20 protein-coding genes are annotated in these 22,151 nt (G+C 56.3%); 9 read left to right on the top strand and 11 right to left on the bottom strand.

What is annotated here, in order from left to right; all coding sequences use genetic code 11:
* Positions 1-22 precede the first annotated feature (22 nt).
* Positions 23-1,711 (bottom strand): nitrate/nitrite two-component system sensor histidine kinase NarQ, encoded by a 1,689-nt coding sequence (gene narQ, locus AC790_RS20310; protein ID WP_049852959.1) that lies wholly within the window; start codon positions 1,709-1,711, stop codon positions 23-25.
* Positions 1,712-1,954: 243 nt separating this feature from the next.
* Here narQ and AC790_RS20305 point away from each other — a divergent pair, with 243 nt between their 5' ends.
* The 8 genes from AC790_RS20305 (at position 1,955) to nudK (ending at position 9,153) form a co-directional block, all read left to right on the top strand.
* Entirely contained in the window at positions 1,955-2,227 is a 273-nt protein-coding gene (locus AC790_RS20305) for a YdgH/BhsA/McbA-like domain containing protein (protein ID WP_049852958.1), read from the top strand.
* A gap of 278 nt (positions 2,228-2,505) precedes the next feature.
* Positions 2,506-4,008: an L-asparagine permease gene (gene ansP / locus AC790_RS20300; protein ID WP_049852957.1), complete on the top strand. Its 1,503-nt coding sequence runs from the start codon at positions 2,506-2,508 to the stop codon at positions 4,006-4,008.
* A gap of 163 nt (positions 4,009-4,171) precedes the next feature.
* The gene (napF, locus tag AC790_RS20295; RefSeq protein WP_007890840.1) at positions 4,172-4,642 is read left to right on the top strand and encodes a ferredoxin-type protein NapF; all 471 of its coding nucleotides are present in this window, start codon (positions 4,172-4,174) and stop codon (positions 4,640-4,642) included.
* Positions 4,632-4,910 (top strand): chaperone NapD, encoded by a 279-nt coding sequence (locus AC790_RS20290; RefSeq protein ID WP_049852956.1) that lies wholly within the window; start codon positions 4,632-4,634, stop codon positions 4,908-4,910. The genes napF and AC790_RS20290 overlap by 11 nt, the downstream gene beginning before the upstream one ends.
* Positions 4,907-7,393, top strand: a complete 2,487-nt coding sequence (gene napA / locus AC790_RS20285; protein ID WP_049852955.1) for a nitrate reductase catalytic subunit NapA — start codon at positions 4,907-4,909, stop codon at positions 7,391-7,393. Before AC790_RS20290 ends, napA begins: the two co-directional genes overlap by 4 nt.
* Positions 7,394-7,404: 11 nt before the next feature.
* Positions 7,405-7,836: a nitrate reductase cytochrome c-type subunit gene (gene napB, locus AC790_RS20280; RefSeq protein WP_007890846.1), complete on the top strand. Its 432-nt coding sequence runs from the start codon at positions 7,405-7,407 to the stop codon at positions 7,834-7,836.
* Positions 7,837-7,843: 7 nt separating this feature from the next.
* Complete coding sequence (napC, locus tag AC790_RS20275; protein WP_007890847.1) at positions 7,844-8,428, top strand: cytochrome c-type protein NapC; 585 nt, start codon at positions 7,844-7,846, stop codon at positions 8,426-8,428.
* Between the two features lie 146 nt (positions 8,429-8,574).
* A complete protein-coding gene (gene nudK / locus AC790_RS20270; protein ID WP_007890851.1) occupies positions 8,575-9,153 on the top strand; it encodes a GDP-mannose pyrophosphatase NudK in 579 nt (192 codons plus the stop codon).
* A gap of 89 nt (positions 9,154-9,242) precedes the next feature.
* On the opposite strand, the gene AC790_RS20265 is transcribed toward nudK, so the two are convergent.
* From AC790_RS20265 to AC790_RS20230, 8 genes are read right to left on the bottom strand one after another with little or no spacing between them, the layout of a single operon-like run.
* The gene (locus AC790_RS20265) at positions 9,243-10,205 is read right to left on the bottom strand and encodes a ribokinase (protein WP_007890853.1); all 963 of its coding nucleotides are present in this window, start codon (positions 10,203-10,205) and stop codon (positions 9,243-9,245) included.
* Positions 10,205-11,098, bottom strand: a complete 894-nt coding sequence (gene alsK, locus AC790_RS20260) for an allose kinase (protein ID WP_049852954.1) — start codon at positions 11,096-11,098, stop codon at positions 10,205-10,207. The genes AC790_RS20265 and alsK overlap by 1 nt, the downstream gene beginning before the upstream one ends.
* A complete protein-coding gene (alsE, locus tag AC790_RS20255; RefSeq protein WP_007890856.1) occupies positions 11,095-11,787 on the bottom strand; it encodes a D-allulose 6-phosphate 3-epimerase in 693 nt (230 codons plus the stop codon). Before alsE ends, alsK begins: the two co-directional genes overlap by 4 nt.
* Complete coding sequence (locus AC790_RS20250) at positions 11,787-12,836, bottom strand: ABC transporter permease (protein WP_049852953.1); 1,050 nt, start codon at positions 12,834-12,836, stop codon at positions 11,787-11,789. The genes alsE and AC790_RS20250 overlap by 1 nt, the downstream gene beginning before the upstream one ends.
* Positions 12,837-12,853: 17 nt before the next feature.
* Positions 12,854-13,843, bottom strand: coding sequence for an ABC transporter permease (locus AC790_RS20245; RefSeq protein ID WP_007890860.1), 990 nt, complete (start codon positions 13,841-13,843; stop codon positions 12,854-12,856).
* Entirely contained in the window at positions 13,836-15,341 is a 1,506-nt protein-coding gene (locus AC790_RS20240; protein ID WP_049853034.1) for a sugar ABC transporter ATP-binding protein, read from the bottom strand. The genes AC790_RS20245 and AC790_RS20240 overlap by 8 nt, the downstream gene beginning before the upstream one ends.
* Before the next feature lie 2 nt (positions 15,342-15,343).
* Positions 15,344-16,327 (bottom strand): substrate-binding domain-containing protein, encoded by a 984-nt coding sequence (locus tag AC790_RS20235; RefSeq protein ID WP_049852952.1) that lies wholly within the window; start codon positions 16,325-16,327, stop codon positions 15,344-15,346.
* 12 nt (positions 16,328-16,339) lie between these two features.
* The gene (locus AC790_RS20230) at positions 16,340-17,170 is read right to left on the bottom strand and encodes a DeoR/GlpR family DNA-binding transcription regulator (protein ID WP_007890868.1); all 831 of its coding nucleotides are present in this window, start codon (positions 17,168-17,170) and stop codon (positions 16,340-16,342) included.
* A gap of 491 nt (positions 17,171-17,661) precedes the next feature.
* Here AC790_RS20230 and AC790_RS20225 point away from each other — a divergent pair, with 491 nt between their 5' ends.
* Positions 17,662-18,735, top strand: a complete 1,074-nt coding sequence (locus tag AC790_RS20225; RefSeq protein ID WP_049852951.1) for a DUF1176 domain-containing protein — start codon at positions 17,662-17,664, stop codon at positions 18,733-18,735.
* Positions 18,736-18,807: 72 nt separating this feature from the next.
* Here the strand turns inward: AC790_RS20225 and ampH are convergent, their stop codons facing one another.
* Both ampH and tkt read right to left on the bottom strand, forming a co-directional pair.
* The gene (ampH, locus tag AC790_RS20220; RefSeq protein ID WP_007890873.1) at positions 18,808-19,977 is read right to left on the bottom strand and encodes a D-alanyl-D-alanine-carboxypeptidase/endopeptidase AmpH; all 1,170 of its coding nucleotides are present in this window, start codon (positions 19,975-19,977) and stop codon (positions 18,808-18,810) included.
* Between the two features lie 146 nt (positions 19,978-20,123).
* A complete protein-coding gene (gene tkt, locus AC790_RS20215; protein ID WP_007890876.1) occupies positions 20,124-22,133 on the bottom strand; it encodes a transketolase in 2,010 nt (669 codons plus the stop codon).
* Positions 22,134-22,151: the final 18 nt, after the last annotated feature.

Genomic DNA, 22,151 nt, shown 5'->3' with positions numbered 1-22,151 from the left:
CATGGCGACCTGATGCGCAATGTTAACTCAGCCGGTGCGCGGGGCGTGGCGGAAAACGCAGCGTAACCCGCGTGCCTTGCGGCTGCGGGGTAATCATCAGCGTGCCAGAGAGCCGCGCGGCGCGTTCCGCCATAATGGTCAAACCATAATGTCCCGGCGGCTCTTCGAGGCTGCTAATGCCGCAGCCGTCATCTTCAATGGTGAGCAAGTGGTCCTCTTCAGCGACACGCTGATAGTGAATCTGAATGTGCTGCGACTGGGCATGGCGAATCGCATTGAGCAGCGCTTCGCGCGCAATCTGCAGCACATGCACCTGCTGCTGGGCATCCAGCATCTGCAGGCCGGGTTGATAATCAAAATCGATCGCCGCCTGCGACTGCTCTTGTAACGGCGCAATCATCGCCTGCATCGCCTGTACCAAATCTGCTTGCTCGATCGTCAGGCGGAAAGTGGTCAGCAACTCGCGCAGCTGCTGATAGGCTTCCGACAGCGCGCGATCAAAATCGGCAATAATCGCCTGGGCCTGCGGCTGCGTGTCATCAACATTACGACGCAGCAGGGCCAATTGGATGCGCAGGAAGGAGAGGGATTGCGCCAGCGAATCATGTAGTTCACGCGCAATGGTGGCGCGCTCTTCTATTAATAGCATCTGCTGATACTGTTTCTGCGTCTGCCAAATCCACAGAGCGCGCGCCAGCATGTTCGCCAGGCTCTGCATCAGTTCATCGGCAGGCGGTGCCCGGCGGGTTTGCCAGCAGAGCTCGCCCAACCGCTGCTCTTCCTGCAGCAGCGGCAAACGCTGCCAGCTCACATCATCCGCCGCCACACCGGCCTGAAACTCAATGCCCTCGCTGGAGATTTTCAGCACCGTTAACGCTTCACGGCGTTGCACCAGGCGCAGCAGGCCCTGGAAAAGTTCCGGATTGGGGGGGCTGCTGGTGAGAATTTGTGAGCTCTCATACAGCAGGGAAAGCGTGCGATTAGCGGCGGTAAGATCTTCAGTTTTTTCCCGTACCGCGCACTCCAGCAGGCGATAGTGTGAATGCAGCCGCTCCGCCATGGTGGTGAAGGCCTGCGCCAATACGCCGAGCTCGTTTGGCTGTTCCACCTGCAACGCCGGAAAACTGAAATTCGCCTGCTCGACATATTGGCTGGCGGTAACCAGCGAATTAAGCGGTCGTACCACGTTGCGGCGGATGAAGCGAATCGTCCACAGCGCCAGCGCGACAATCGCCAAAAAGCCAAACAGGCTGCTGGCGGCCACCAGATGCATTTTCAGCTCAGCATAGTGCTGTAAAGCCAGCACAAAGCGGTCGATTTCGCTGACATAGCTGGCAACGCGTTGCTGATAAATCTGCGCCCGTTCGGGTTGCAATGTCTGCTGGAGCATTGGCCAGCTGTCGCGTAGGTAGCGATAACGGCTGCTGACTTCCAGCGGCACCCACGGGCGCTCAAGATGCCGTAAGGCTGGAGAGTCTAGCGTTTGCCGATAGAGTTGCGTGTGAAGTGCCAATTGCTGTGGATCGCGCGCGCTATCCCACGCCAGGCGGTAAATCTGCATGCGCAGCGAGCCGGCAACGTTGACGGCTTCGGCATCGCGCAGGCTGCTGGAGAGCGTCATCAGCGCCAGCCCGGTGGTCAGCAGCGATAGCAGCACAATAATGCTGAGCGCACGCGCAATGGTGCGAGTAACGGGACGTTTCACAATCACGGTAATAACCCTTTTAAGAGCGGGGGATTATAGGGCAGCTGCGCGGTGACGGCGAGTCAGATCTCGTCACATCAGGTTACTTTTAGCAGAGAAAACCAGTTCTCTTTACCTTTCCCTGGAAAACTCGCGGTTAGCTGGCGAATTATTGAACGGCTTTACCGCATGCTCAACCTGGTTTTCATTGCGTGCGTGATAATCAGTCCTGTCACGCTTAAACCCTACGGAAGACAACAGGAGCATCTCATGAAGACACGTTATGCCGTTCTGACTGCTGCACTGCTTGCCACCGCAAGTTTCTCGACGCTGGCAGCCGATCCACTGAGCGCCACTCAGGCACAAAACCTGCAAAGCGCGGGCACCGTTTCCATAAGCGGCGTGCGCGGTTCGCTGGATGATGCAACACGCCATCTGTCGCAAAAAGCAGAAGAGCAAGGCGCCAGCCATTATCGCGTTATCGGTGTGCAAAACCCAGGCGATTCCAGCCTGTGGAGCGGCACCGCAGAGATTTACCGTTAATTCCCTCCAGTAGTTATCCCTGTAGCAATCCCTTTTCCGGCCAGCCCTCTGGCCGGTTTTTTTGTGCACCGCGACGGATTATTACAATTCAACTCGTGCAGCCTGGCGGTATTTTTTGCTTCGTTCATGCAGAACGGGTAGGATTCATCGCCGTAAATTCCCGCCCCGTCTCGCGACATCGTTCCGCCGCGCTGGCACCGGGTTTTACCCCATTTCGCACCGCCATACGCAATCGTTTGGTTAGGCGGTGATTGATGGTCAGGACAAACAGGATAGCTATGAAATCAACTAAAAAAACCGCAGCCGAACAACGCGCTGCGAAAAGACGCTGGCTCAACTCTCACGACAGCGGTTACCACAAAGCTATGGGTAATCGTCAGGTACAAATGATCGCCATCGGCGGTGCTATCGGTACCGGTCTGTTCCTCGGTGCTGGCGCGCGCCTGCAAATGGCCGGTCCGGCACTGGCACTGGTTTATCTGGTGTGCGGTATCTTCTCCTTCTTTATCCTCCGTGCGCTGGGCGAACTGGTGTTACACCGTCCTTCCAGCGGCAGCTTTGTCTCTTATGCGCGTGAATTCCTTGGGGAAAAAGCGTCATACGTTGCGGGCTGGATGTACTTCGTTAACTGGGCGATGACCGGTATCGTTGATATCACCGCGGTCGCGCTCTACATGCACTATTGGGGCGCATTTGGCGATGTACCGCAGTGGGTGTTTGCCCTCGGCGCGCTGGCGATTGTCGGCACCATGAACATGATTGGCGTGAAGTGGTTTGCCGAAATGGAGTTCTGGTTCGCCCTGGTGAAAGTGCTGGCTATCGTGGTGTTCCTGATCGTGGGTGTGGTGTTCCTCGGTACCGGTAAACCGCTGGACGGCAACACCACCGGCTTCCATCTGATCACCGATAACGGCGGTTTCTTCCCGCATGGCTTGCTGCCCGCGCTGGTGCTGGTGCAGGGCGTCGTATTCGCCTTTGCCTCGATTGAGCTGGTAGGGACGGCGGCGGGGGAGTGTAAAGATCCCAAAACCATGCTGCCGAAAGCCATTAACAGCGTGATCTGGCGTATCGGTCTGTTCTACGTTGGCTCCGTAGTGCTGCTGGTGCTGCTGCTGCCGTGGAATGCTTATCAGGCGGGACAAAGTCCGTTCGTGACTTTCTTCTCCAAACTCGGCGTGCCTTATATTGGTAGCGTGATGAACATCGTGGTGCTGAGCGCCGCGCTATCGAGCCTCAACTCAGGCCTCTATTCTACCGGGCGTATTCTGCGTTCGATGTCGATGGGCGGATCTGCGCCACAATTCATGTCTAAGATGAGCAAACAGCAGGTGCCGTTTGCCGGTATCCTGGTGACCATTGCCGTTTACGTTATCGGCGTGGTGCTGAACTACTACGTGCCGTCGCAGGTATTTGAAATCGTACTGAACGTAGCATCACTCGGCATCATCTCGTCGTGGGGCTTTATCGTGGTGTGCCAGATGCGTCTGCGCAAGGCGATTAAAGAGGGTAAGGCGGAAGATGTCAGCTTCAAGCTGCCGTGGGCACCGTTCACTTCGTGGCTAACGCTGCTGTTCCTGGTGAGCGTATTGGTGCTGATGGCGTTCGATTATCCGAACGGCACTTATACCATTGCATCGATCCCGCTGATTGCCGTGGTGCTGGTACTGGGTTGGTTTGGCGTACGTAAACGCGTCAATGCTGAAGCGATGAAAGAGCATGAACATCATGCTGACGATCAGGATGATGCAGCGCCAACGCTGGCGGACGATAACGCGCGTTAATCGTAGCCATTCTCATCTGCGGGGGCCTTTTGGCCCCCGTTTTTATTTCAATTCACCTTCCCTTGATCCCACATCGGGATTTAACCCTTTGGGGTGATATAGCCCTCATTAGCGTCAGGTTATTTTACGCACCATCTCTCATTCCCCCGATTAAGGTGAACCGATGGCGCTGTCGCGACGTGAACTCTTTACCGGGCAGCGCGTAGCGTCTGCTGACGGCATTGCTTTGCCGTGGTGGCGGGGAGAGAAAGGGTGTGACGGCTGCGGTAAATGCGTGGCTGCCTGCGAAACCCACATTATCCGCCTTAATCGCGCAGAAGAGCCGCACCTCGATTTTATGCAGGGCGAATGCACCTTCTGCGCGGCCTGCGTGGAAATCTGTCCACAGCCGCTGTTCAACGCGCGTGATAGCGCACCCTTTTCCCAGCGTATTCGCATCGACAATCGCTGCATCACTCTCCTCGGCGTGAATTGCCGCAGCTGTCAGGAGAGTTGTGAGCAGCAAGCTATTCGTTTCCAACTGATGCCCAACGGCATCGCACAGCCTGAAACCTTACCGCAGCACTGCACCGGTTGCGGCGCGTGTATCGCGCCATGTCCGGTTTCAGCCACAGGATTACATCATGAACCATGAAAACAGTTGGCACGTTTGCGGCCTGGTAATTCAGGCGCGACCAACGTCGATTCCCAGCGTAAAAGGTGCGCTGCTGGCCTTTGCCGATTGCGACATTGCGGCCGAAGACGCCGCACGCGGCACGCTGGCGGTGACACTGGGTGCGGCAGATAGCGCCGCGCTGCTGCGCAATATTGAAGAGAGCCGCAACATCGCTGGCGTGTTAGCGGTATCGCTGGTGTATCACCAGCAGGACGAAATTGAAGAACCTTGTAAGGAAGCATCATGAGCATAAGTCGTCGTGATTTTATGAAGGCCAATGCGGCGGCGGCTGCTGCCACGGCTGCAGGACTCACCATTCCCACCGTCACCAAAGCCGCTACGTCGTTGGCTGCACCGATTCGCTGGGAAAAAGCGCCATGCCGATTCTGCGGCACCGGCTGCGGCGTGCTGGTTGGTACCCAGGATGGCCGCGTGGTGGCCTCGCAGGGCGACCCGCAAGCAGAAGTGAACCGGGGTCTGAACTGCATCAAAGGCTATTTCCTGCCGAAGATCATGTATGGAAAAGATCGTCTGACTCAGCCGTTGTTGCGCATGACCGACGGTAAATTTGCTAAAGATGGCGAATTCACCCCGGTGAGCTGGGATCAAGCCTTCGATATTATGGAAGAGAAGTTTAAAGCCGCGCTGAAAGCCAACGGCCCGGATTCGGTTGGCATGTTCGGTTCTGGCCAGTGGACGGTGTGGGAAGGCTACGCCGCATCCAAGCTGATGAAAGCCGGTTTCCGCACCAACAACCTCGATCCGAATGCGCGTCACTGCATGGCTTCGGCGGTGGTGGGCTTTATGCGCACCTTCGGCATGGATGAGCCGATGGGCTGCTATGACGATATCGAGCAGGCCGACGCCTTTGTGCTGTGGGGCTCCAACATGGCCGAGATGCATCCGATCCTCTGGTCACGCATTACGGCGCGTCGTCTCAGCAGTGACAATGTCAAAGTCGCGGTGCTTTCCACCTATCGTCATCGCAGCTTTGAGCTGGCCGATAATGGCATGGTGTTCACGCCACAGAGCGATCTGGCGATCCTCAACTTTATCGCCAACTACATTATTCAGAACAACAAGGTCGATAAAGCCTTCATGCAGAATCACGTGACGCTGCGCAAAGGCGTGACTGACATCGGCTACGGCTTACGTCCAACCGATCCACGTCAGGCTGCGGCGAAGAACCCCGACAGCGGCGAATCGACGCCAATGAGCTTTGATGAATTTGCCAAATTTGTCTCGGAGTACACGGTCGAAAAAGCCAGCGAAATGAGCGGCGTCGAGCAGGATCAGCTGATCGCGCTGGCGCAACTGTATGCCGATCCAAAAGTTAACGTGGTGTCGTACTGGACCATGGGCTTCAACCAGCATACGCGCGGCGTGTGGGCCAATAATCTGTGCTACAACCTGCACTTATTAACCGGCAAAATCTCGCGTCCGGGCACCGGTCCATTCTCGCTCACCGGTCAGCCGTCGGCGTGCGGCACGGCGCGTGAAGTCGGTACTTTCTCGCACCGCTTGCCAGCTGACATGGTGGTCAATAATGACAAACACCGCGCCACTGCCGAGAAGCTGTGGAAGCTGCCGCAGGGCACCGTGCCCGCCAAAATTGGTTTGCACGCCGTAGCGCAGGATCGCGCGCTGAAAGATGGCAAGCTCAACGCTTACTGGGTGATGTGCAACAACAACATGCAGGCCGGTCCGAACCTGACGCAGGAGCGTATGCCGGGCTGGCGCGATGAGCGCAACTTCATTGTCGTGTCCGATCCCTATCCAACCGTGAGCGCGCTGTCAGCCGATCTGATTCTGCCTACCGCCATGTGGGTGGAGAAAGAGGGCGCCTATGGCAACGCCGAGCGTCGTACCCAGTTCTGGCATCAGCAGGTGAAGGCGCCGGGCGAGGCGAAATCCGATCTGTGGCAGCTGGTGAACTTCTCCAAACGTTTCAACGTCTCTGAAGTCTGGCCGCAAGCGCTGATTGAGCAGCATCCGGAACTGCGCGACAAAACGCTGTTTGACGTGCTCTACGCCAACGGCCAGGTCAACCAGTTCCCGCTGAGCGAAGTGGCGGATGATCGACTGAATGACGAAGCCCGCGAGTTCGGCTTCTATATCCAGAAAGGCTTGTTCGAAGAGTACGCCAGCTTTGGTCGGGGTCACGGCCACGATCTCGCCCCGTTTGATGCTTACCACGAAGCGCGTGGTCTGCGCTGGCCGGTGGTTGACGGCAAAGAGACGCGCTGGCGCTATCGCGAAGGTTACGACAGCTACGTTAAAGCCGGTGAAGGTGTGCGTTTCTACGGCAAGCCGGATGGCAAAGCGACCATTTTCGCCCTGCCGTACGAAGCGCCAGCGGAATCACCGGATGACGAGTTCGATCTGTGGTTCTGTACCGGCCGCGTGCTGGAACATTGGCACACCGGCACCATGACGCGTCGCGTACCTGAACTGCACCGTGCGGTGCCGCAGGCGCTACTCTATATCCATCCGCTTGATGCCAAAGATCGCAATTTCCGTCGCGGTGAAAAGGTTCGCGTGGTGTCACGCCGTGGTGAAACCATCGCCACCGTCGAAACGCGCGGTCGTAATCAGCCGCCAAAAGGCCTGGTGTTTATGCCGTTCTTCGATGCCGGCGTGCTGGCGAATAACGTCACCCTGGATGCTACCGATCCGCTATCGAAGCAGACCGATTACAAAAAATGCGCCGTTAAGCTGGTTAAAATTTAAGGCAGGATGCAATGAAACCCTTAATCACACTCGTTACGTTGGCCGCCCTGATGCTCGGCGGCACGGTCTACGCTAATAACGGCGTCGATCTCAATCAGTCACCGGAAGTGACCGCTACGCAGCAGGGCACCATTCATCAGCCCAAAGAGCAGAGCCGTAAGCCGCTCAACTACGTGAATCAGCCGCCGGTGATCCCGCATAGCGTGGATGGCTATCAGGTGACGAAAAACGTTAACCGCTGCCTGCAGTGCCACGGCACGCAGAGCTACCTCACCACCGGCGCGCCGCGCGTTAGCCCAACGCACTTCACCGATCGCGATGGTTTGGTGAGCAGCACCGTATCGCCGCGTCGCTACTTCTGCCTGCAGTGTCACGTGCCGCAAACCGATGCTAAGCCGGTGGTGGAGAACACCTTCAAACCGGCTGATGGCTTCGGTAAGTGAGGAAATGATGAAAGAGAAACTTCTGCGCATCTGGCGCTGGTGGCGACGTCCAAGCCGTCTGGCGCTGGGCACGCTGCTGATTCTGGGCTTTGCCGGCGGGATTATTTTCTGGGGCGGCTTCAACACCGCGATGGAGATGACCAACCGCGAGCAGTTCTGTATTGGCTGCCATGAGATGCGTAATAACGTCTACCAGGAGTATATGCAGACGGTGCACTACAACAACCGCAGCGGCGTGCGTGCCACCTGTCCGGATTGTCACGTGCCGCACGAGTGGGGCCCGAAGATGCTGCGTAAAATTCAGGCGAGCAAAGAGGTGTACGCCAAGATTTTCGGCATCATTGATACGCCGCAAAAGTTCGAGGATCATCGCATTGAGCTGGCGAGAAACGAATGGCGCAGGATGCAAAACAACAACTCGCAGGAGTGTCGTAACTGCCACAACTTCGATTATATGGATTTAACCGCGCAGAAAACCGTGGCGGCGAAGATGCATACCAAAGCCATTGAGGAAGGGAAAACCTGTATCGATTGCCATAAAGGCATTGCCCACCATTTGCCGGATATGAAAGATCAGCCCAACGGTTTTTAATAGGTAAACCGTGCAAGCTTCAACCGTAGGGTCGCCATTTATGGCGACCTGGTTTTTATCAAACGTCCAACCTCACAATTCAGATAGTTTTCCGTACCGCTTCGGCCTATTATCTCAGGCTCCCTCAAATCTGCAGTGGAGCGGCTATGTCGTTAAAGATCAACATCATCAAAGATAAGTTGTTGTCAGAAAACTGGTTTGTGCTGCGCAACTTCACCTACGAACTCACCCGCAACAACGGCGAAGTCGTGCGTCATAAACGCGAAGTCTACGATCGCGGCAACGGCGCAACTATCCTGCTGTATAACACTGAAAAAAATACTGTTCTGCTGGTTCGTCAGTTCCGCATCGCCACCTATGTTAATGGCAATACCAGCGGCGAGCTGATTGAAACCTGTGCCGGATTGCTGGATGACGATTCGCCTGAAGATTGCATTCGTAAAGAGGCGATTGAAGAGACCGGCTATCAAGTGGGAAAAGTGGAGAAAATTTTTGAAGCCTATATGTCGCCGGGCGGCGTAACCGAACTGATCCACTTCTTCGCGGCGGAATACAGCGATGCGCAGCGTGCCAACAAGGGCGGCGGCGTCGAAGATGAAGAGATTACCGTGCTGGAGCTGAGTTTCCCGGAAGCGCTGATGATGGTAAAAGATGGCCGCATTCGCGATGGCAAAGCCATTATGCTGCTGCAGCATGCGCAGATCGCCGGCTGGTTGCAGGCGTAAACTTCGCGCCATGAATGGCGCCCCTACAGCGTGCACGTTTTAATCGTAGGGTCGCCATTCATGGCGACCTGGTCATTCACCGCACGACATCAAACACACTCGCCCAACGCTTCCAGGATGCAATCCGGATACGCCTGCAACCTGGCCAGCGCTTCTGCGTAAGAGGGCATCGAGTGTGCCGCACCAGAACGCTCCACACACAGCGAAGCATAAGCCGCGGCAAACAGCGCCGCCTGCGGCAGCTCATCGCCGGAAGCGAGACGCGCCGCCAATGCGCCATTGAAGGCATCGCCCGCGCCGGTGCTATCCAGCGGCTGAGCCGGAAACAGCGGAATACGTAATGCCTGTTGTCCGGCAACAGAGAGCAAGGCACCCGCAATCCCCAGCGTAATGATGACCTGACGTGCGCCTTTGCGGTGCAGCACTTCTGCGGCCTGCTGCGCGCTGGTGAAGTCGGTTACCTTCACGCCAGTCAGCTGCATCGCTTCGGTGCTGTTAGGCGTCAGCAAATCCACCTTCGCCAGCAGCGCATCCGTGACTTTCTGCCACGGCGCCGGATTCATGATCACAAAGGTGCCGCCGGCGCGCGCATTGTCGATCATGCGCTGAATAGCGCTGAGGTTATTCTCCAGCTGAACCAGCAGAATATCGGCGGCAGCCACCGTGGGTTGGCAGCGCGCCACTTCCGCAGCGGTCACGGTGGTGTTGGCGCCAGGATAGACCGAAATCATGTTCTCGGCATCGTCGCCCGCCACGTAAATCAGCGCATTGCCAGTCGGTTTTTCTTTGCAGGTAAACAAGGTAATGGCATCGAAACCGGTCTTTTCCAGATGGCGACGCGCAAACATGCCGAAGTCATCATTACCTATTTTGCCGATGTAGTGCACGCGCGCCCCGGCACGCAGCGCCGCCGTCGCCTGGTTGGCGCCTTTGCCGCCCGGCCCCATCATGCTGGTATGGGCGGTGAGCGATTCGCCGGGCATCGGGAAACGGTTCATCACCGCCACCACGTCGAGGTTGAACGAGCCAAACACACACACTTTTCCTTTCATCATGCACTCCTGAACAGACGTTCGGCGGCTAAACAGGCACCGCGGCACCCGGTGTGATCGGTGGATTGGCTAAACACGATCTTCAGGCCGTCACGCGTAGCGGGTGGACGTAAATGCTGCTGAATCTGGCTGCGCAGCTGCGCCAGCGGGAAGTCGGCCATGGCCAGCACGCCGCCGCCGAGAATCAGGTATTCCGGATCGAGGATGTTCATTTCGGTGGCAATCAGCTGCGCCAGCCGCTGTACAAAAGCCTGCAACTCCGCATGTTCGCGATGTTGGCTAAACAGCGCTGACATGCCGGTTTCTGGCACGTTGACGGCTGCCCAGCGGCTCAGCCAGTGGCCGGAAGTCACCGTTTCCGCACAGCCGTGATTGCCGCACGGGCAGGGCAGATGGTTACCGGCAATCGGCACGTGGCCGAGTTCACCGGCACCGCCATGCTGACCGTGATAAAACTGGCCGTTAAGCCACAAGCTGTTGCCCATGCCAGTGCCGGGATACAAGCCCACGGCACTGTCCGGCAGCTGCTCCAGCTGCAGTAAATCCCACAGCATCAGGTGGTTAACATCTTTGTCCATCGCCACCGGTACGCCAAGCCGCTCGGTGAGCAGCGCGGCAACCGGTTGCTGATCCAGCGCCTGGATAAACGGCAGCGAAATCACCTGCTGGCGGTCGCGGCTGAGAATGCCGGGCAAGCCAAGCATCACGCCGCTGACCGGCTGCTGCTCCAGCGTTTCACTGATCAACTGCCCCAATGCGCTTAAGGCATCGGGCTGCTGCGCCCAGCTGGCCGTCGGCACTTTACGGAAGCTCGACCAGATACGGCCTGCTTCCATCAGCTGCAGACGTGTGCCGGTGCCGCCAATGTCGATACCGAGCCAGCATTTTTTCATGCGGATACCTGCGCCAATCCCTGAGCCTCATCAATGCTTTCGCGCATCATGTTCCAGGCGGTTTCCAGATCGTCGTGAATATTGAACAAACCGGAGGTGCCGACAATCAGCACTTCTGCGCCAGCGCCAACCAGCGTGTTGTAAGTACGAGTATTGCAGGAGCCGTCAATCTCAATCAGATAGTGATAGCCGTTGGTCTGCTTTAGCGTTTTCAGCTCTTGCACCTTCTGCACCATTTCCGGAATAAACGGCTGTCCGGCATAGCCCGGATCGACCGTCATCACGGTGATCTTATCCACCAAATGAATGTAGTGATGGATAAACGAGACCGGCGTGGCCGGGTTCAGCACTACGCCGACTTTTTTGCCGAAGCTGCGGATCATATTGATCACACGGAACGCGTCGCGGTTGATGGTTTCGGCGTGCGGGCAGATGTAATCCGCACCGGCTTTCGCAATCACTTCAATGAAATCGGTGGGTTGCTCGACCATCAAATGGACATCCAGCGCCACCTTGGTAAACGGGCGAATCTGCTCAATGAAGAACGGCGACAGCGTGATATTTTTCACGTAGTGACCATCCATAATATCGATGTGAAGGAAGTCGGCGCGGGAGTCCAGCACGGCGAGCTGGTGCTTGATCTCCATCAGATTCATACACATCAACGACGGGGAGACTTGAATACGCATCATACTTCCTTTTTTTCGGTCAAAGGGTTAAGCGCCGCAGCCAGTTTGCTGAGCTTGACGGCACGATGTTCGTTAAAGCGGGTTTTAAATTGTTTGAAGGCCAGCACCACAATCAGCACCGCGCCCCACATCGCCAGGCTGACGTGCTGGCTGATGTTCATCAGGTTGAAACCGGTGGAGAGCACTTGCAGCGCGATCAGCGCCAGCACCACGCCGGTGACGCGCCCAAAACCGCCGTTGGGATCGGTACCGCCGAGGATGATCGCCAGCACCGTTAACAGCAGGTAAGCGTCGCCGTAGCCCATACGCGCCGAGTTAAAGCGCGCCATCATGATCAATCCGGCTAACACGCACAGCAGGCTGGAGATGACGTACACCAGAATCACCATACGATGGGTATTAATACCGCTGAACCAGGTGGCATTGATGTTGCTGCCGCCCATGTAGATGCATTTACCGGCGCGGGTTTTGCCGAGGAACAGCGCCAGCAGCGCGGCGGCAATCAGAAATACCCACAGCGGCAGCGGGACGCCGAGCAGCGTATCGGAACCGAGCGCCTGCCCCCCCGACGGCATGCCGCTCACCGCCGCGCCTTTGGTCAGCCAGATGCCGATACCGTTGAGCGTCATCATGGTGGCCAGCGTCACCAGAATCGGGTGCGCGCCGATGCGCGTGACCATCACGCCGGTAATCACGCCAATCACCGTGGCAATCAGCATTGCGCCAATAATTGCCATCAGTAACCACAGCAGCTGCATGCCGGTGCCGGCATCGGCGGGCAGGGCGCTCATCAGCGTCCAGGCGATAAACAGCGCCGTCAGGTTGGCGGTGGCAATAATCGCCAGATTGAGGCCGCCGCTGAGAATGGCGATAAACATCGCCAGCGTCAGCAAACCGAGTTCGGGCAGCTGAAACGCCATGCTCATAAAGGTGGAGTCGGTGAGAAAGCGGCCTGGCAGCATGACGGTGAAGATCGCCAGCGCCAGCGCAATCAGCAGCATCAGGCCGATATTGGTGCCGTCCGGACGCAGAGCAGAGAGTGATTTCATATTTTTTGCTCCTGTGGTCAGACGAAACTGACGTCAGTTTCTTTACGTTTTTTGTAGTGAGTCACAGCGATGGCCACCATGATCACGCCGCCCACCACGATGTTCATGAAGTAGTTGGAGACGCCAATCAGGTTGAGGCCGTTCTTCAGAATGGCGATAAGGAAGACGCCCATTAGCGTGCCGCTCACCGTGCCTTTGCCGCCCATCAGGCTGGCACCGCCGAGTACGGTGGCCGCCAGCACATCCAGCTCGCCGCCGACCAGCGCATTCGGCACCACTTCACCCATGCGATAGACCTGCACCAGCCCGCCAATCGCCGCCATCGCACCCAGCCAGCCGTAGGCGAACAGATGAATCAGACCCACGCGAATACCGATACGGCGCGCTGATTCGGCATCGCCGCCTACCGCATACAGCTGGCGACCCAGATTGGTTTTGTTCAGCAGCAGCGCGGTCAATCCGGCAATCACCAACATGGTCACCAGCGGCAAGCCAAGCTGGAAGCTGTTGCCTTGCCACGTAAACGGCAGCACGCTGCGCAGGGTGATCCACCAATCCGGCAATGAATAGAGACTTTTGCCGCCGGTCACCCACATCAGCAGACCAAACAGCAGCGATTGCATGCTGATGGTGATGATGATCGACACCACGCGCAGCGTGGTAATCAGCAGGGCGTTAATCACGCCAAACAGCGTGCCGCACACCACCGCCAGCAAGATGCTGAGCACGGCGTTATCAAACTGGAACTGCACAAACAGCGAGGCGATCAGGTATTGCACCACCGACGCCACCGCCGCGAAGGAGATGTCGATGCCACCGGTCACCAACACCACAAACAGGCCGAGCGCGAAGATGCCGGTGACGGCGTAGCTTTCCGCCAAATCGAGCAGGTTTTGCACCGTCAGGAACTGGTCGCTGGCGGCGGAGAAGAACAGGATAAAAGCCAGCAGTACCCAGGCGAGCCAGCCCTGGCTGGAGTGCGGGCGTAAACGAGAAAAATCAGGCATTGATCACCTCCGCCAGCTGGTGTTGCTCAACGGTATCGGGTTGGTATTCGGCATGAACGGTGCCATCACGGAAGTGCAGGATGCGGTCGCAGTTGTACCAAACTTCGGGCACTTCATCGGAAATCAGAATGATCGACAGACCCTCCTTCGCCAGCGCATGAATCAGCTGATAGATACTGGCTTTAGCGCCGACATCTACGCCGACCGTCGGCGAATCAAGAATCAAAATACGTGGCTGCGTCAGCACCCACTTCGCCAGCACGATTTTCTGCTGATTACCGCCGGAGAGCGTGGAGATCGCCAGATTGGGATCGGCGACGCGCACGCCGAGCTGCTGAATCCACTGCAGGATCAGCTTGTTCTTGCGGTACTCATCAATAATGTGAAAACGGTTTTGCAGCTTGTCGAGGATCGGCAGCACCATGTTGTCGGCCACCGATTGCTGCTGCACCAAACCGAGGGTGAGGCGATCTTCGGAGACATAACCGATCCCGGCTTTAATGGCATCTTCATGACCACGAAAGCGCACCGGTTTGCTATCGAGCCAGATCTTGCCGCTGTCCGGTTTGGTCATGCCAAACAGCGACAATGCCAGTTCGGTGCGGCCGGAGCCAAGCAGGCCGCACAGGCCGAGTACTTCGCCCTGATAGAGTTTGAAATTGACGTCGTGATATTGGCCGGCACGCGTCAGTTTCTCGACTTGGAGAATCAAGCGATCGTCATTGCGGGTCGGCGTTTTTAGCTGATAGTCGAGCTTCAGCCCGGTCATCAGTTCGGTGAGATGGTGCGGCGTCATCTCTTTGGCGGGCCAGCAGCCCATTTTGCGCCCATCGCGGATTACCGTAACGCGGTCGGAGATCTCCAGCACTTCATCCAGGCGATGACTAACAAACACCACGCAGATGTTTTTGTCTTTCAGGTAACGTACGGTGCGCAGCAGCTGATTCACTTCGGTACGCGTTAATGATGCCGTTGGCTCATCCATAATCACCAGCCGCGCATCGGCGACCAGCGCACGACAAATCGCCACCTGCTGGCGCTGCGCAATCGACAGCGACGATACTTTTTCATCCAGATTGAGTTCGAACTTCAGTTCATCAATGATGCGCTGTGCCGTTGCACGCAGTTTGCCCTGGCGATGCCAGCCGAGCAGGCTATTCAGGTTGTGCTCAAAGGCGATGTTTTCCGCCACGCTGAGATTGGGGAACAGCGACAGATCCTGGTAAATCACCTGGATGCCGAAGTCACGCGCCTGACGGGTGGTCAGACGCGGGAAGCTGGGGCCTTCACCCAGCGTAATACGGCTGCCGCTATCCGGGGCGTGCACCCCGGAAATGACTTTGATTAAGGTGCTTTTGCCACAGCCGTTGGTGCCAGCGAGACAGTGCACTTCGCCAGCCAGTAGGGTCAGCGAGATATCGCTCAGTGCGCGATTGCCACCAAATGTTTTCGACAGGTTGTCGAGCGCAATTAGCGTCTGTGGGATCACCTCATTCATCATTACAGCCCCATTTTCACCAGTTTTGGCAGATTCTCTTTGTCCAGGCTTTCGGTGTTATTGCCGAGGATGGTGTGCGTCGCCTCGTCTACCTTCACTTTGCCCAAACCCTCGATGGTCATTCCGTCGGTGATTGGCTCTTTTTTCTGCATCATGTCGGCGATGCGCACAAACACTTCGCCAGCGGTCTGCGGATTCCAGATATAGCCGCCTTTAATGGCACCGCGCTGCACCAGCGATGCGCCCTGGCCCGGGCTGAAGGCGCCAATTACGCAAACCTGGTCAATCTTGTTACGGTTCATTACCGCGCGGCCGGCGCCAATCGGGCCTTGTGAACCGAAGGCCATAATGCCTTTCAGATCCGGGTACTTAGACATCAGTTCGTTGGTGGTGCGAATCGAGTCATCCAGCGATTCGCCCACGCCGAACTTGTCAGTCACCATCTGCATTTTCGGGTAGTGTTCTTTCTGGTAGTTCAGCGCGGCGTCGGTCCACTGCTGATGCAGCGGCACGGTCAGGCTGCCGACGTACATGGCATATTTGCCCTCTTCATGCATGCACTTCGCCAGCGCTTTCATGTGGTTGATGCCGTGCGTTGGCGCATCTACCAGTTCAAAGTCCCAGTTGGCACCTTTCTGATCCGGTGATTCGTGGGTAATGACTTCAATGCCGGCATCACGCGCGCGTTTCAGCACCGGCTCCAGCACTTTCGGGTCATTCGGCACCACGCCAATGATGTCGACTTTCTGCGCAATCAAATCTTCGATAGCACGCACCTGCAAAGCGGGGTCGGCTGCGGTTGGACCCACCATCCACGCGTCAATACCGCGCTTGGCCGCTTCACTCTTGATGCCCGCCTCCATGGCGTTGAACCACGGGATACCGCCAATCTTCACCACGATGCCCATACGTAATTTGTCAGCAGCGTGCGCCCCGGTGGCGGCAAACAGTGCGAGGAGAGAACAGGCGATAAGATGTTTTTTCATAAAGACTCCGATTTAATTTTTTATTAGCTGCATAGAATGGCTGCGCTGGGAGCAATCAATAACATTGACGCCGTTCCACGCTAATTCTTGTTCCAGCTCTTTGTCTTTTAATTGGTCAGTAATGAGAAAGTCCACATCGCGATAGTGGCAAATACGCGCGAATGAGGGCCGCAGGAATTTACTTCCATCCAGCAGCAGATGTTTTCTTTCTGCTGCTAATAACATTTGCTGTTTTAAATGTGCGTTGTTTTCGTTACCTTCACGTAAATAACCGTCATTGCCTAAACTGCTACAGGAAAAAAAGATCTTATTAATCTGAAATTCCCTGAGCGGTTGCTCGGCGACTACGCCGTGGAAATCTTCATAACGGTCAGAATATTCTCCCCCCAGACAGATGGTGCGGATACTGCCGCGCGCCGCAAGGGTTTGCACAATTCTGATGGAATTGGTTAATACCGTTAATTCAATATCCGGTAGCTGTCGCGCTAAATACCAGCATGTGGTGCTGCTATCGAGTAATATACAATCGCCGGGGCTAATGAAATCGAGTGCACGTTTGGCAATCGCCATCTTGGCATCAACATGTTCATTTATTCTCTGGCGGAAAGATAATTCAAACTCGTTAACACCACGTGTATTCCCCTGAATGTTGGCAGCCTGTCGTTTTGCTGGTACCGCACCGCCGTGGCTGCGTTGCAGCAGCCCACGTTTCTCCAGCTGAGTTAAATCACGACGAATGGTTTCTTGTGAAACCTGACATAACGTGACTAATTCAGCGACAATGACCCGACCATTTAAATTTAATTCGTCAATAATTCTCTGCTGTCTTTCAATCGGCAACATAACTGCCCTCCGATGGTTATAAATTACTGGATTGCGCCGCAGGAAAGTGTGGACTGCACACGAGTCCGTGGAGGTGAAAATGCCTGAGCTGATTAGAGTGATTTGGATCTGTAATTAATGTAAATGAGATGTCTGGTTATCAAAATTAAGTGATATTCATCACAAAAATACCGCTAAAGCGCCGGGAGTAATGCGCTATGCGCGTTGAACGCTGCCAGCATACAATTAAGCCGACATGACCGGTTATGACCGTTTGTGTGTATTTGACCGTTTTGTGATTGCGCACCAAGAGTGCGACGAATCCGATTGAGCAGTAATCGGTCAAAACGGATGATGAAGGCATTGCGTCATCCAGTACCCGATCGCCACAAGGTGCCTGCTTTTCCAGCAGTTAACCTCACTATTAGGGCCGGCTCACAGTTTAGGCCTGCTGACAGCGTTCCCGTTGCGCTATCATTTTCTTTCCAGGAATTTGGGGACCGATTTTTTTGATGTCGTATTGGATGAAATTACTGCTTTTATTGCCTTTTCTCTTTGTCGCGTGCGTGCAGGCTCAGCCACTGCAAAAGTCATTTTCTGACTGGCAGCTGACCTGCAACAATGCGGCTTTTTGCGTGGCTCGCAGTTTCCCCGGGGATAATGGCCTGGTGATGACTCTCTCACGTCATGCTGGCGTCAACGATCGCCCGCTGCTGCGCATCGATTACGGCAGCGCCTACAGCGGCGATCTGTCGGGCGGTCCGCTGAAAGATAACCTGCTGCTCGATCAGCGCCGGCTGACACCCGATCTCAAACACTGGACGGTGGAACCGCATCATCTTGCAACCAGCAATGCTATCGCCATCGATGAGTTCCTGGCGCAGACGCTGGATGCGCAGAATCTGCAATTAACCTACAAAGCGAGCGCTACCGTTCCCCTCAGCGGGATGAAGGCAGCGCTGTTGCTCATGGATGACGTGCAGGGCAGGGTAAACGGTGCCAGTGCCTGGGTGAAACGTGGCGACCGTGTGCAATGGGATGTGCCGCCACAGCCGATGCTGCCGCAGCTCCCTGCACCGTTGCCATCGCCAGCGCCGTTAACCCAGGAAGAGACCAGTGGATTGATTGATTACGGTACCTGGCGCGTGAATACCGATAACTGCTCGCTCGATCCGCTGCGGCGCGAAGTGAGCGTATCGCCGCTCACTGACAGCAAAGCGCTGCTGCTGGTCAGTTGCGAAACCGGCGCTTACAACGTTATCGATCTGGCATTTGAAGTGACGCGCAGCGCGCCGTATGTATCGCGAGGTTTGAGTTTAACGCTGCCGTTTACCCCGCCTTCCCGTAGCGACACGCAGCTGGAGCTGGTGAATGCGGAATTCGATGCCAGCAATGGGCTGCTTTATACCTTCAGTAAAGGGCGGGGATTGGGCGATTGCGGTGTGGCGACGCGCTGGCAGTATGACGGCAGTGAGTTTGTGCTGGCAGAATATGCAGAAGAGAAAACCTGCGATGCCTGGCACAGCAGTGAGGATTGGCCTACGTTATGGATCAGCGAACCGCAGAATCCGGTGCAATCGCGTTAACCAGGTGCGCATTAATGCGCACCCTACGAATGTTTTGTAGGGTCGCCATTTATGGCGACCGCCACTCACCCATTAGCGAATCGCCTGCACCGTCATCGGTGAACCGGACTGATTGCCCACCAGTTCGGTTAGCATGTTGTTTACGCCATCGCTCATCGGGGTGAAACGCGTGAGTGGCGAACGCGTCACCACCACAAATACACCAACGTTGTGCTGTGGCACCATCGCCATATAGGTGATGAAACCGCCGCCGCCGCCGGTTTTCTGAATAATCCCCGGACGACCCTCCTTCGGCCCCATATACACCCAACCCATGCCCAGCGCGTCGGCGCGGCCCGGTACATCCATACCTTCAACTTTCGTTAGTTGGTCGCGACGGTAAATCAGGGTTTGCAGGCGATCGATCTGCGGCGTGCGGTGATTAACCGCCGAATTGAGGAACTGCTGCATCCAGCGTCCCATATCGTCTGGTGTCGAGTAAACGCCACCGCTGCCAATCGCGGCCAGCGTGTTGTTACACGGGCTGGCACCTTTTTCCGCCACCATCAAACGCTGACACTGATCCGGTGACGGCGTGAAAGTGGTGTCTTTCATACCGAGCGGACGCGTCACCAGCTGCTGCAGCAGCGCTGGATAAGGCGTGCCCGCCGCTTTGGCTAAAGCATCGCTCAGCAGATCAAATCCCAGATTAGAATAAGCCGCGCGCGAGCCGGGCGTTGCTTTCAGTTCAGCACCGCTGAGCCACTGCCAGCGATCGGATTTGGTCGGCCAGACAAACACCGGACGGTGCGGTTTGCCGCCAGGCTGCTCGCGCGGCAGGCCGCTGGTGTGGGTTGACAGGTTAATCAGGCGAATCGGTTGGCCGTTATAGCTCGGCACGCGTGCTCCGGGCGGCGCGTATTTGCTCAGCGGATCGTCAAGACGGATTTGACCGCGCTCGGCCATCTTCACCATCACTTCGCTGGTCATTAGCTTGCTTAGCGAGGCGATACGGATCACCGAGTCTTGCTGCGGACGCACGTTATTGCCAGGACGCGTATCACCAAAGCTGGCGAAGACACGCTGATTGCCATCAATCGCGACCAGCGCCATGCCGGTTGCGCCGCTGCCATAGAAAATGTGCTCGGCATAGCGATCAACAATCTGCGATGCCAGCAGCGGATCGGGTGACGACTGCGCCATGCTTTTTAATGGAAGCACTGAAACCATTAAGGCCAGTAAAAAAGGAGTACGTTTTTTCAACGGGAAAGCGTCCGCTATGAGAATCGGAGGAAAGCTTATAGTAATCAGTTTGAGCGAGGCGTGAAGGGGGCAGAGCGGATTTTTTTCTGTATCAGGCTGTGATCAAAAAATGGCCCTTACGCCAAAAAGACGCAGGGCCAGATCGATTAGTGCGGCTTGAGTAAGGCTTCAGTGTGGCTAACGATGTTCTCGACGGTGAAACCGAATTCCGGGAACAGTTTGCCGGCCGGTGCTGACTCACCGAAGGTGGTCATGCCGACAATCGCGCCGTCCAGACCGACATACTTGTACCAGTAATCGGCAATGCCGGCTTCCACCGCCACGCGCGCCTTCACGCCGGATGGCAGCACCGATTCGCGATACGCCGCATCCTGCTTATCAAACACGTCGGTGCTCGGCAGTGAAACGACGCGGATGTTGTGGCCGCCCGCGGTCAGTTTCTCCGCCGCGCCAAGCGCAATCTCGATCTCCGAACCGGTGGCGATAATGATTGCGTCCGGCGTGCCTGCGCTGTCTTTCAGCACATAGCCACCGCGTGCGATATTCGCTACCTGCTCCTGGCTGCGTTCCGGCTGCAGCAGATTCTGACGCGACAGGATCAGCGCGGTTGGGCCATGATGGCGCTCAACGGCGGCTTTCCACGCCACCGCAGTTTCTACCTGGTCACATGGACGCCACAGGCTAAGATTTGGCGTCACGCGCAGGCTGGCGATCTGCTCAACCGGCTGGTGGGTTGGGCCATCTTCGCCAAGGCCGATCGAGTCATGCGTATACACCAATACCTGACGCGCTTTCATCAACGCCGCCATGCGCACCGCATTACGCGCGTACTCAACGAACATCAGGAAGGTAGCGGTATAAGGCACAAAACCGCCGTGATGGGCGATACCGTTGCCAATCGCCGTCATGCCAAACTCACGCACGCCGTAGTGAATGTAGTTACCCGCGGTATCCTCTTTGATCGATTTCGAGCCCGACCAGATGGTGAGGTTACTTGGCGCCAGATCGGCTGAACCGCCAAGGAATTCCGGCAGCAGTTTACCGAACACTTCCAGCGTGTTTTGTGAGGCTTTGCGGCTGGCGATTTTTTGCGGGTTAGCCTGCAGCTGTTCAACAAACTTCTGCGCTTCGCTCTCCCAGTTCGCCGGCATTTCACCGTTTAGGCGACGCGAGAACTCTTGCGCCAGCTCAGGATGCGCCGATTTATACGCGGCAAATTTCTCATCCCAGGATTTCTCACGCTGCGCACCTGCTTCTTTGGCATCCCATTGCTGGTAAATCTCTTTTGGGATCTCAAACGGCGGATAGTGCCAGCCCAGTTTCTGCCGCGTCAGCGCCACTTCCTCTTCGCCCAGCGCTGCGCCGTGCGACTCCTCTTTACCGGCTTTATTCGGCGAGCCGAAGCCAATGGTGGTGCGGCAAATAATCAGTGAAGGCTTATCGGTGACGCTTTGCGCTTCTTTGATGGCGGCGGCGATCGCTGCCGAGTCGTGGCCGTCAATGCCTTCGGCGCTGCCCACAACATGCCAGTTATAGGCTTCGAAGCGTTTGTGGGTGTCATCGGTGAACCAGCCTTCGGTTTCACCATCAATTGAGATGCCGTTGTGATCGTAGAAACCAATCAGTTTACCGAGGCCCAGCGTACCCGCCAGCGAACTCACTTCGTGCGAGATGCCTTCCATCAAACAGCCATCGCCCATAAACACGTAGGTGTGATGGTCAACAATGTCGTGACCGGGACGGTTGAACTGCGCCGCCAGCGTACGTTCGGCAATTGCCAAACCCACCGCGTTAGCTAAGCCCTGGCCCAGCGGACCGGTGGTGGTTTCTACGCCCGGCGTATAGCCAATTTCCGGGTGGCCCGGCGTTTTTGAGTGCAGCTGACGGAAGTTCTTCAGCTCTTCCATCGGCAGATCGTAACCGGTGAGATGCAGCAAACTGTAAAGCAGCATCGAACCGTGACCGTTGGAAAGAATAAAGCGGTCACGGTCAGCCCATGCCGGGTTATTCGGATTGTGTTTCAGCACATCGCGCCACAACACTTCGGCGATATCAGCCATACCCATCGGCATGCCGGGGTGGCCGGAATTTGCTTTTTGTACCGCATCCATGCTGAGTGCACGAATGGCGTTAGCCAACTCTCTGCGTGAAGACATAAGGTTCTCCCTTGTGAT

The organism is Pantoea sp. RIT-PI-b (assembly GCF_001187905.1).
Lineage (GTDB): Bacteria > Pseudomonadota > Gammaproteobacteria > Enterobacterales > Enterobacteriaceae > Pantoea > Pantoea nemavictus.
The sequence above is the reverse complement of the archived record's forward strand: the minus strand, read 5'-3'. Positions and strand labels throughout refer to the sequence as shown.

Excerpts from the sequence above, each read along its gene's own strand:
- AC790_RS20305 (WP_049852958.1), top strand. The coding sequence starts at position 1,955 with ATGAAGACACGTTATGCCGTTCTGACTGCTGCACTGCTTGCCACCGCA.
- ansP (WP_049852957.1), top strand. The coding sequence starts at position 2,506 with ATGAAATCAACTAAAAAAACCGCAGCCGAACAACGCGCTGCGAAAAGA.
- napF (WP_007890840.1), top strand. The coding sequence starts at position 4,172 with ATGGCGCTGTCGCGACGTGAACTCTTTACCGGGCAGCGCGTAGCGTCT.
- AC790_RS20290 (WP_049852956.1), top strand. The coding sequence starts at position 4,632 with ATGAACCATGAAAACAGTTGGCACGTTTGCGGCCTGGTAATTCAGGCG.
- napA (WP_049852955.1), top strand. The coding sequence starts at position 4,907 with ATGAGCATAAGTCGTCGTGATTTTATGAAGGCCAATGCGGCGGCGGCT.
- napB (WP_007890846.1), top strand. The coding sequence starts at position 7,405 with ATGAAACCCTTAATCACACTCGTTACGTTGGCCGCCCTGATGCTCGGC.
- napC (WP_007890847.1), top strand. The coding sequence starts at position 7,844 with ATGAAAGAGAAACTTCTGCGCATCTGGCGCTGGTGGCGACGTCCAAGC.
- nudK (WP_007890851.1), top strand. The coding sequence starts at position 8,575 with ATGTCGTTAAAGATCAACATCATCAAAGATAAGTTGTTGTCAGAAAAC.
- AC790_RS20265 (WP_007890853.1), bottom strand. The coding sequence starts at position 10,205 with ATGAAAGGAAAAGTGTGTGTGTTTGGCTCGTTCAACCTCGACGTGGTG.
- alsK (WP_049852954.1), bottom strand. The coding sequence starts at position 11,098 with ATGAAAAAATGCTGGCTCGGTATCGACATTGGCGGCACCGGCACACGT.
- alsE (WP_007890856.1), bottom strand. The coding sequence starts at position 11,787 with ATGCGTATTCAAGTCTCCCCGTCGTTGATGTGTATGAATCTGATGGAG.
- AC790_RS20250 (WP_049852953.1), bottom strand. The coding sequence starts at position 12,836 with ATGAAATCACTCTCTGCTCTGCGTCCGGACGGCACCAATATCGGCCTG.
- AC790_RS20245 (WP_007890860.1), bottom strand. The coding sequence starts at position 13,843 with ATGCCTGATTTTTCTCGTTTACGCCCGCACTCCAGCCAGGGCTGGCTC.
- AC790_RS20240 (WP_049853034.1), bottom strand. The coding sequence starts at position 15,341 with ATGAATGAGGTGATCCCACAGACGCTAATTGCGCTCGACAACCTGTCG.
- AC790_RS20235 (WP_049852952.1), bottom strand. The coding sequence starts at position 16,327 with ATGAAAAAACATCTTATCGCCTGTTCTCTCCTCGCACTGTTTGCCGCC.
- AC790_RS20230 (WP_007890868.1), bottom strand. The coding sequence starts at position 17,170 with ATGTTGCCGATTGAAAGACAGCAGAGAATTATTGACGAATTAAATTTA.
- AC790_RS20225 (WP_049852951.1), top strand. The coding sequence starts at position 17,662 with ATGTCGTATTGGATGAAATTACTGCTTTTATTGCCTTTTCTCTTTGTC.
- tkt (WP_007890876.1), bottom strand. The coding sequence starts at position 22,133 with ATGTCTTCACGCAGAGAGTTGGCTAACGCCATTCGTGCACTCAGCATG.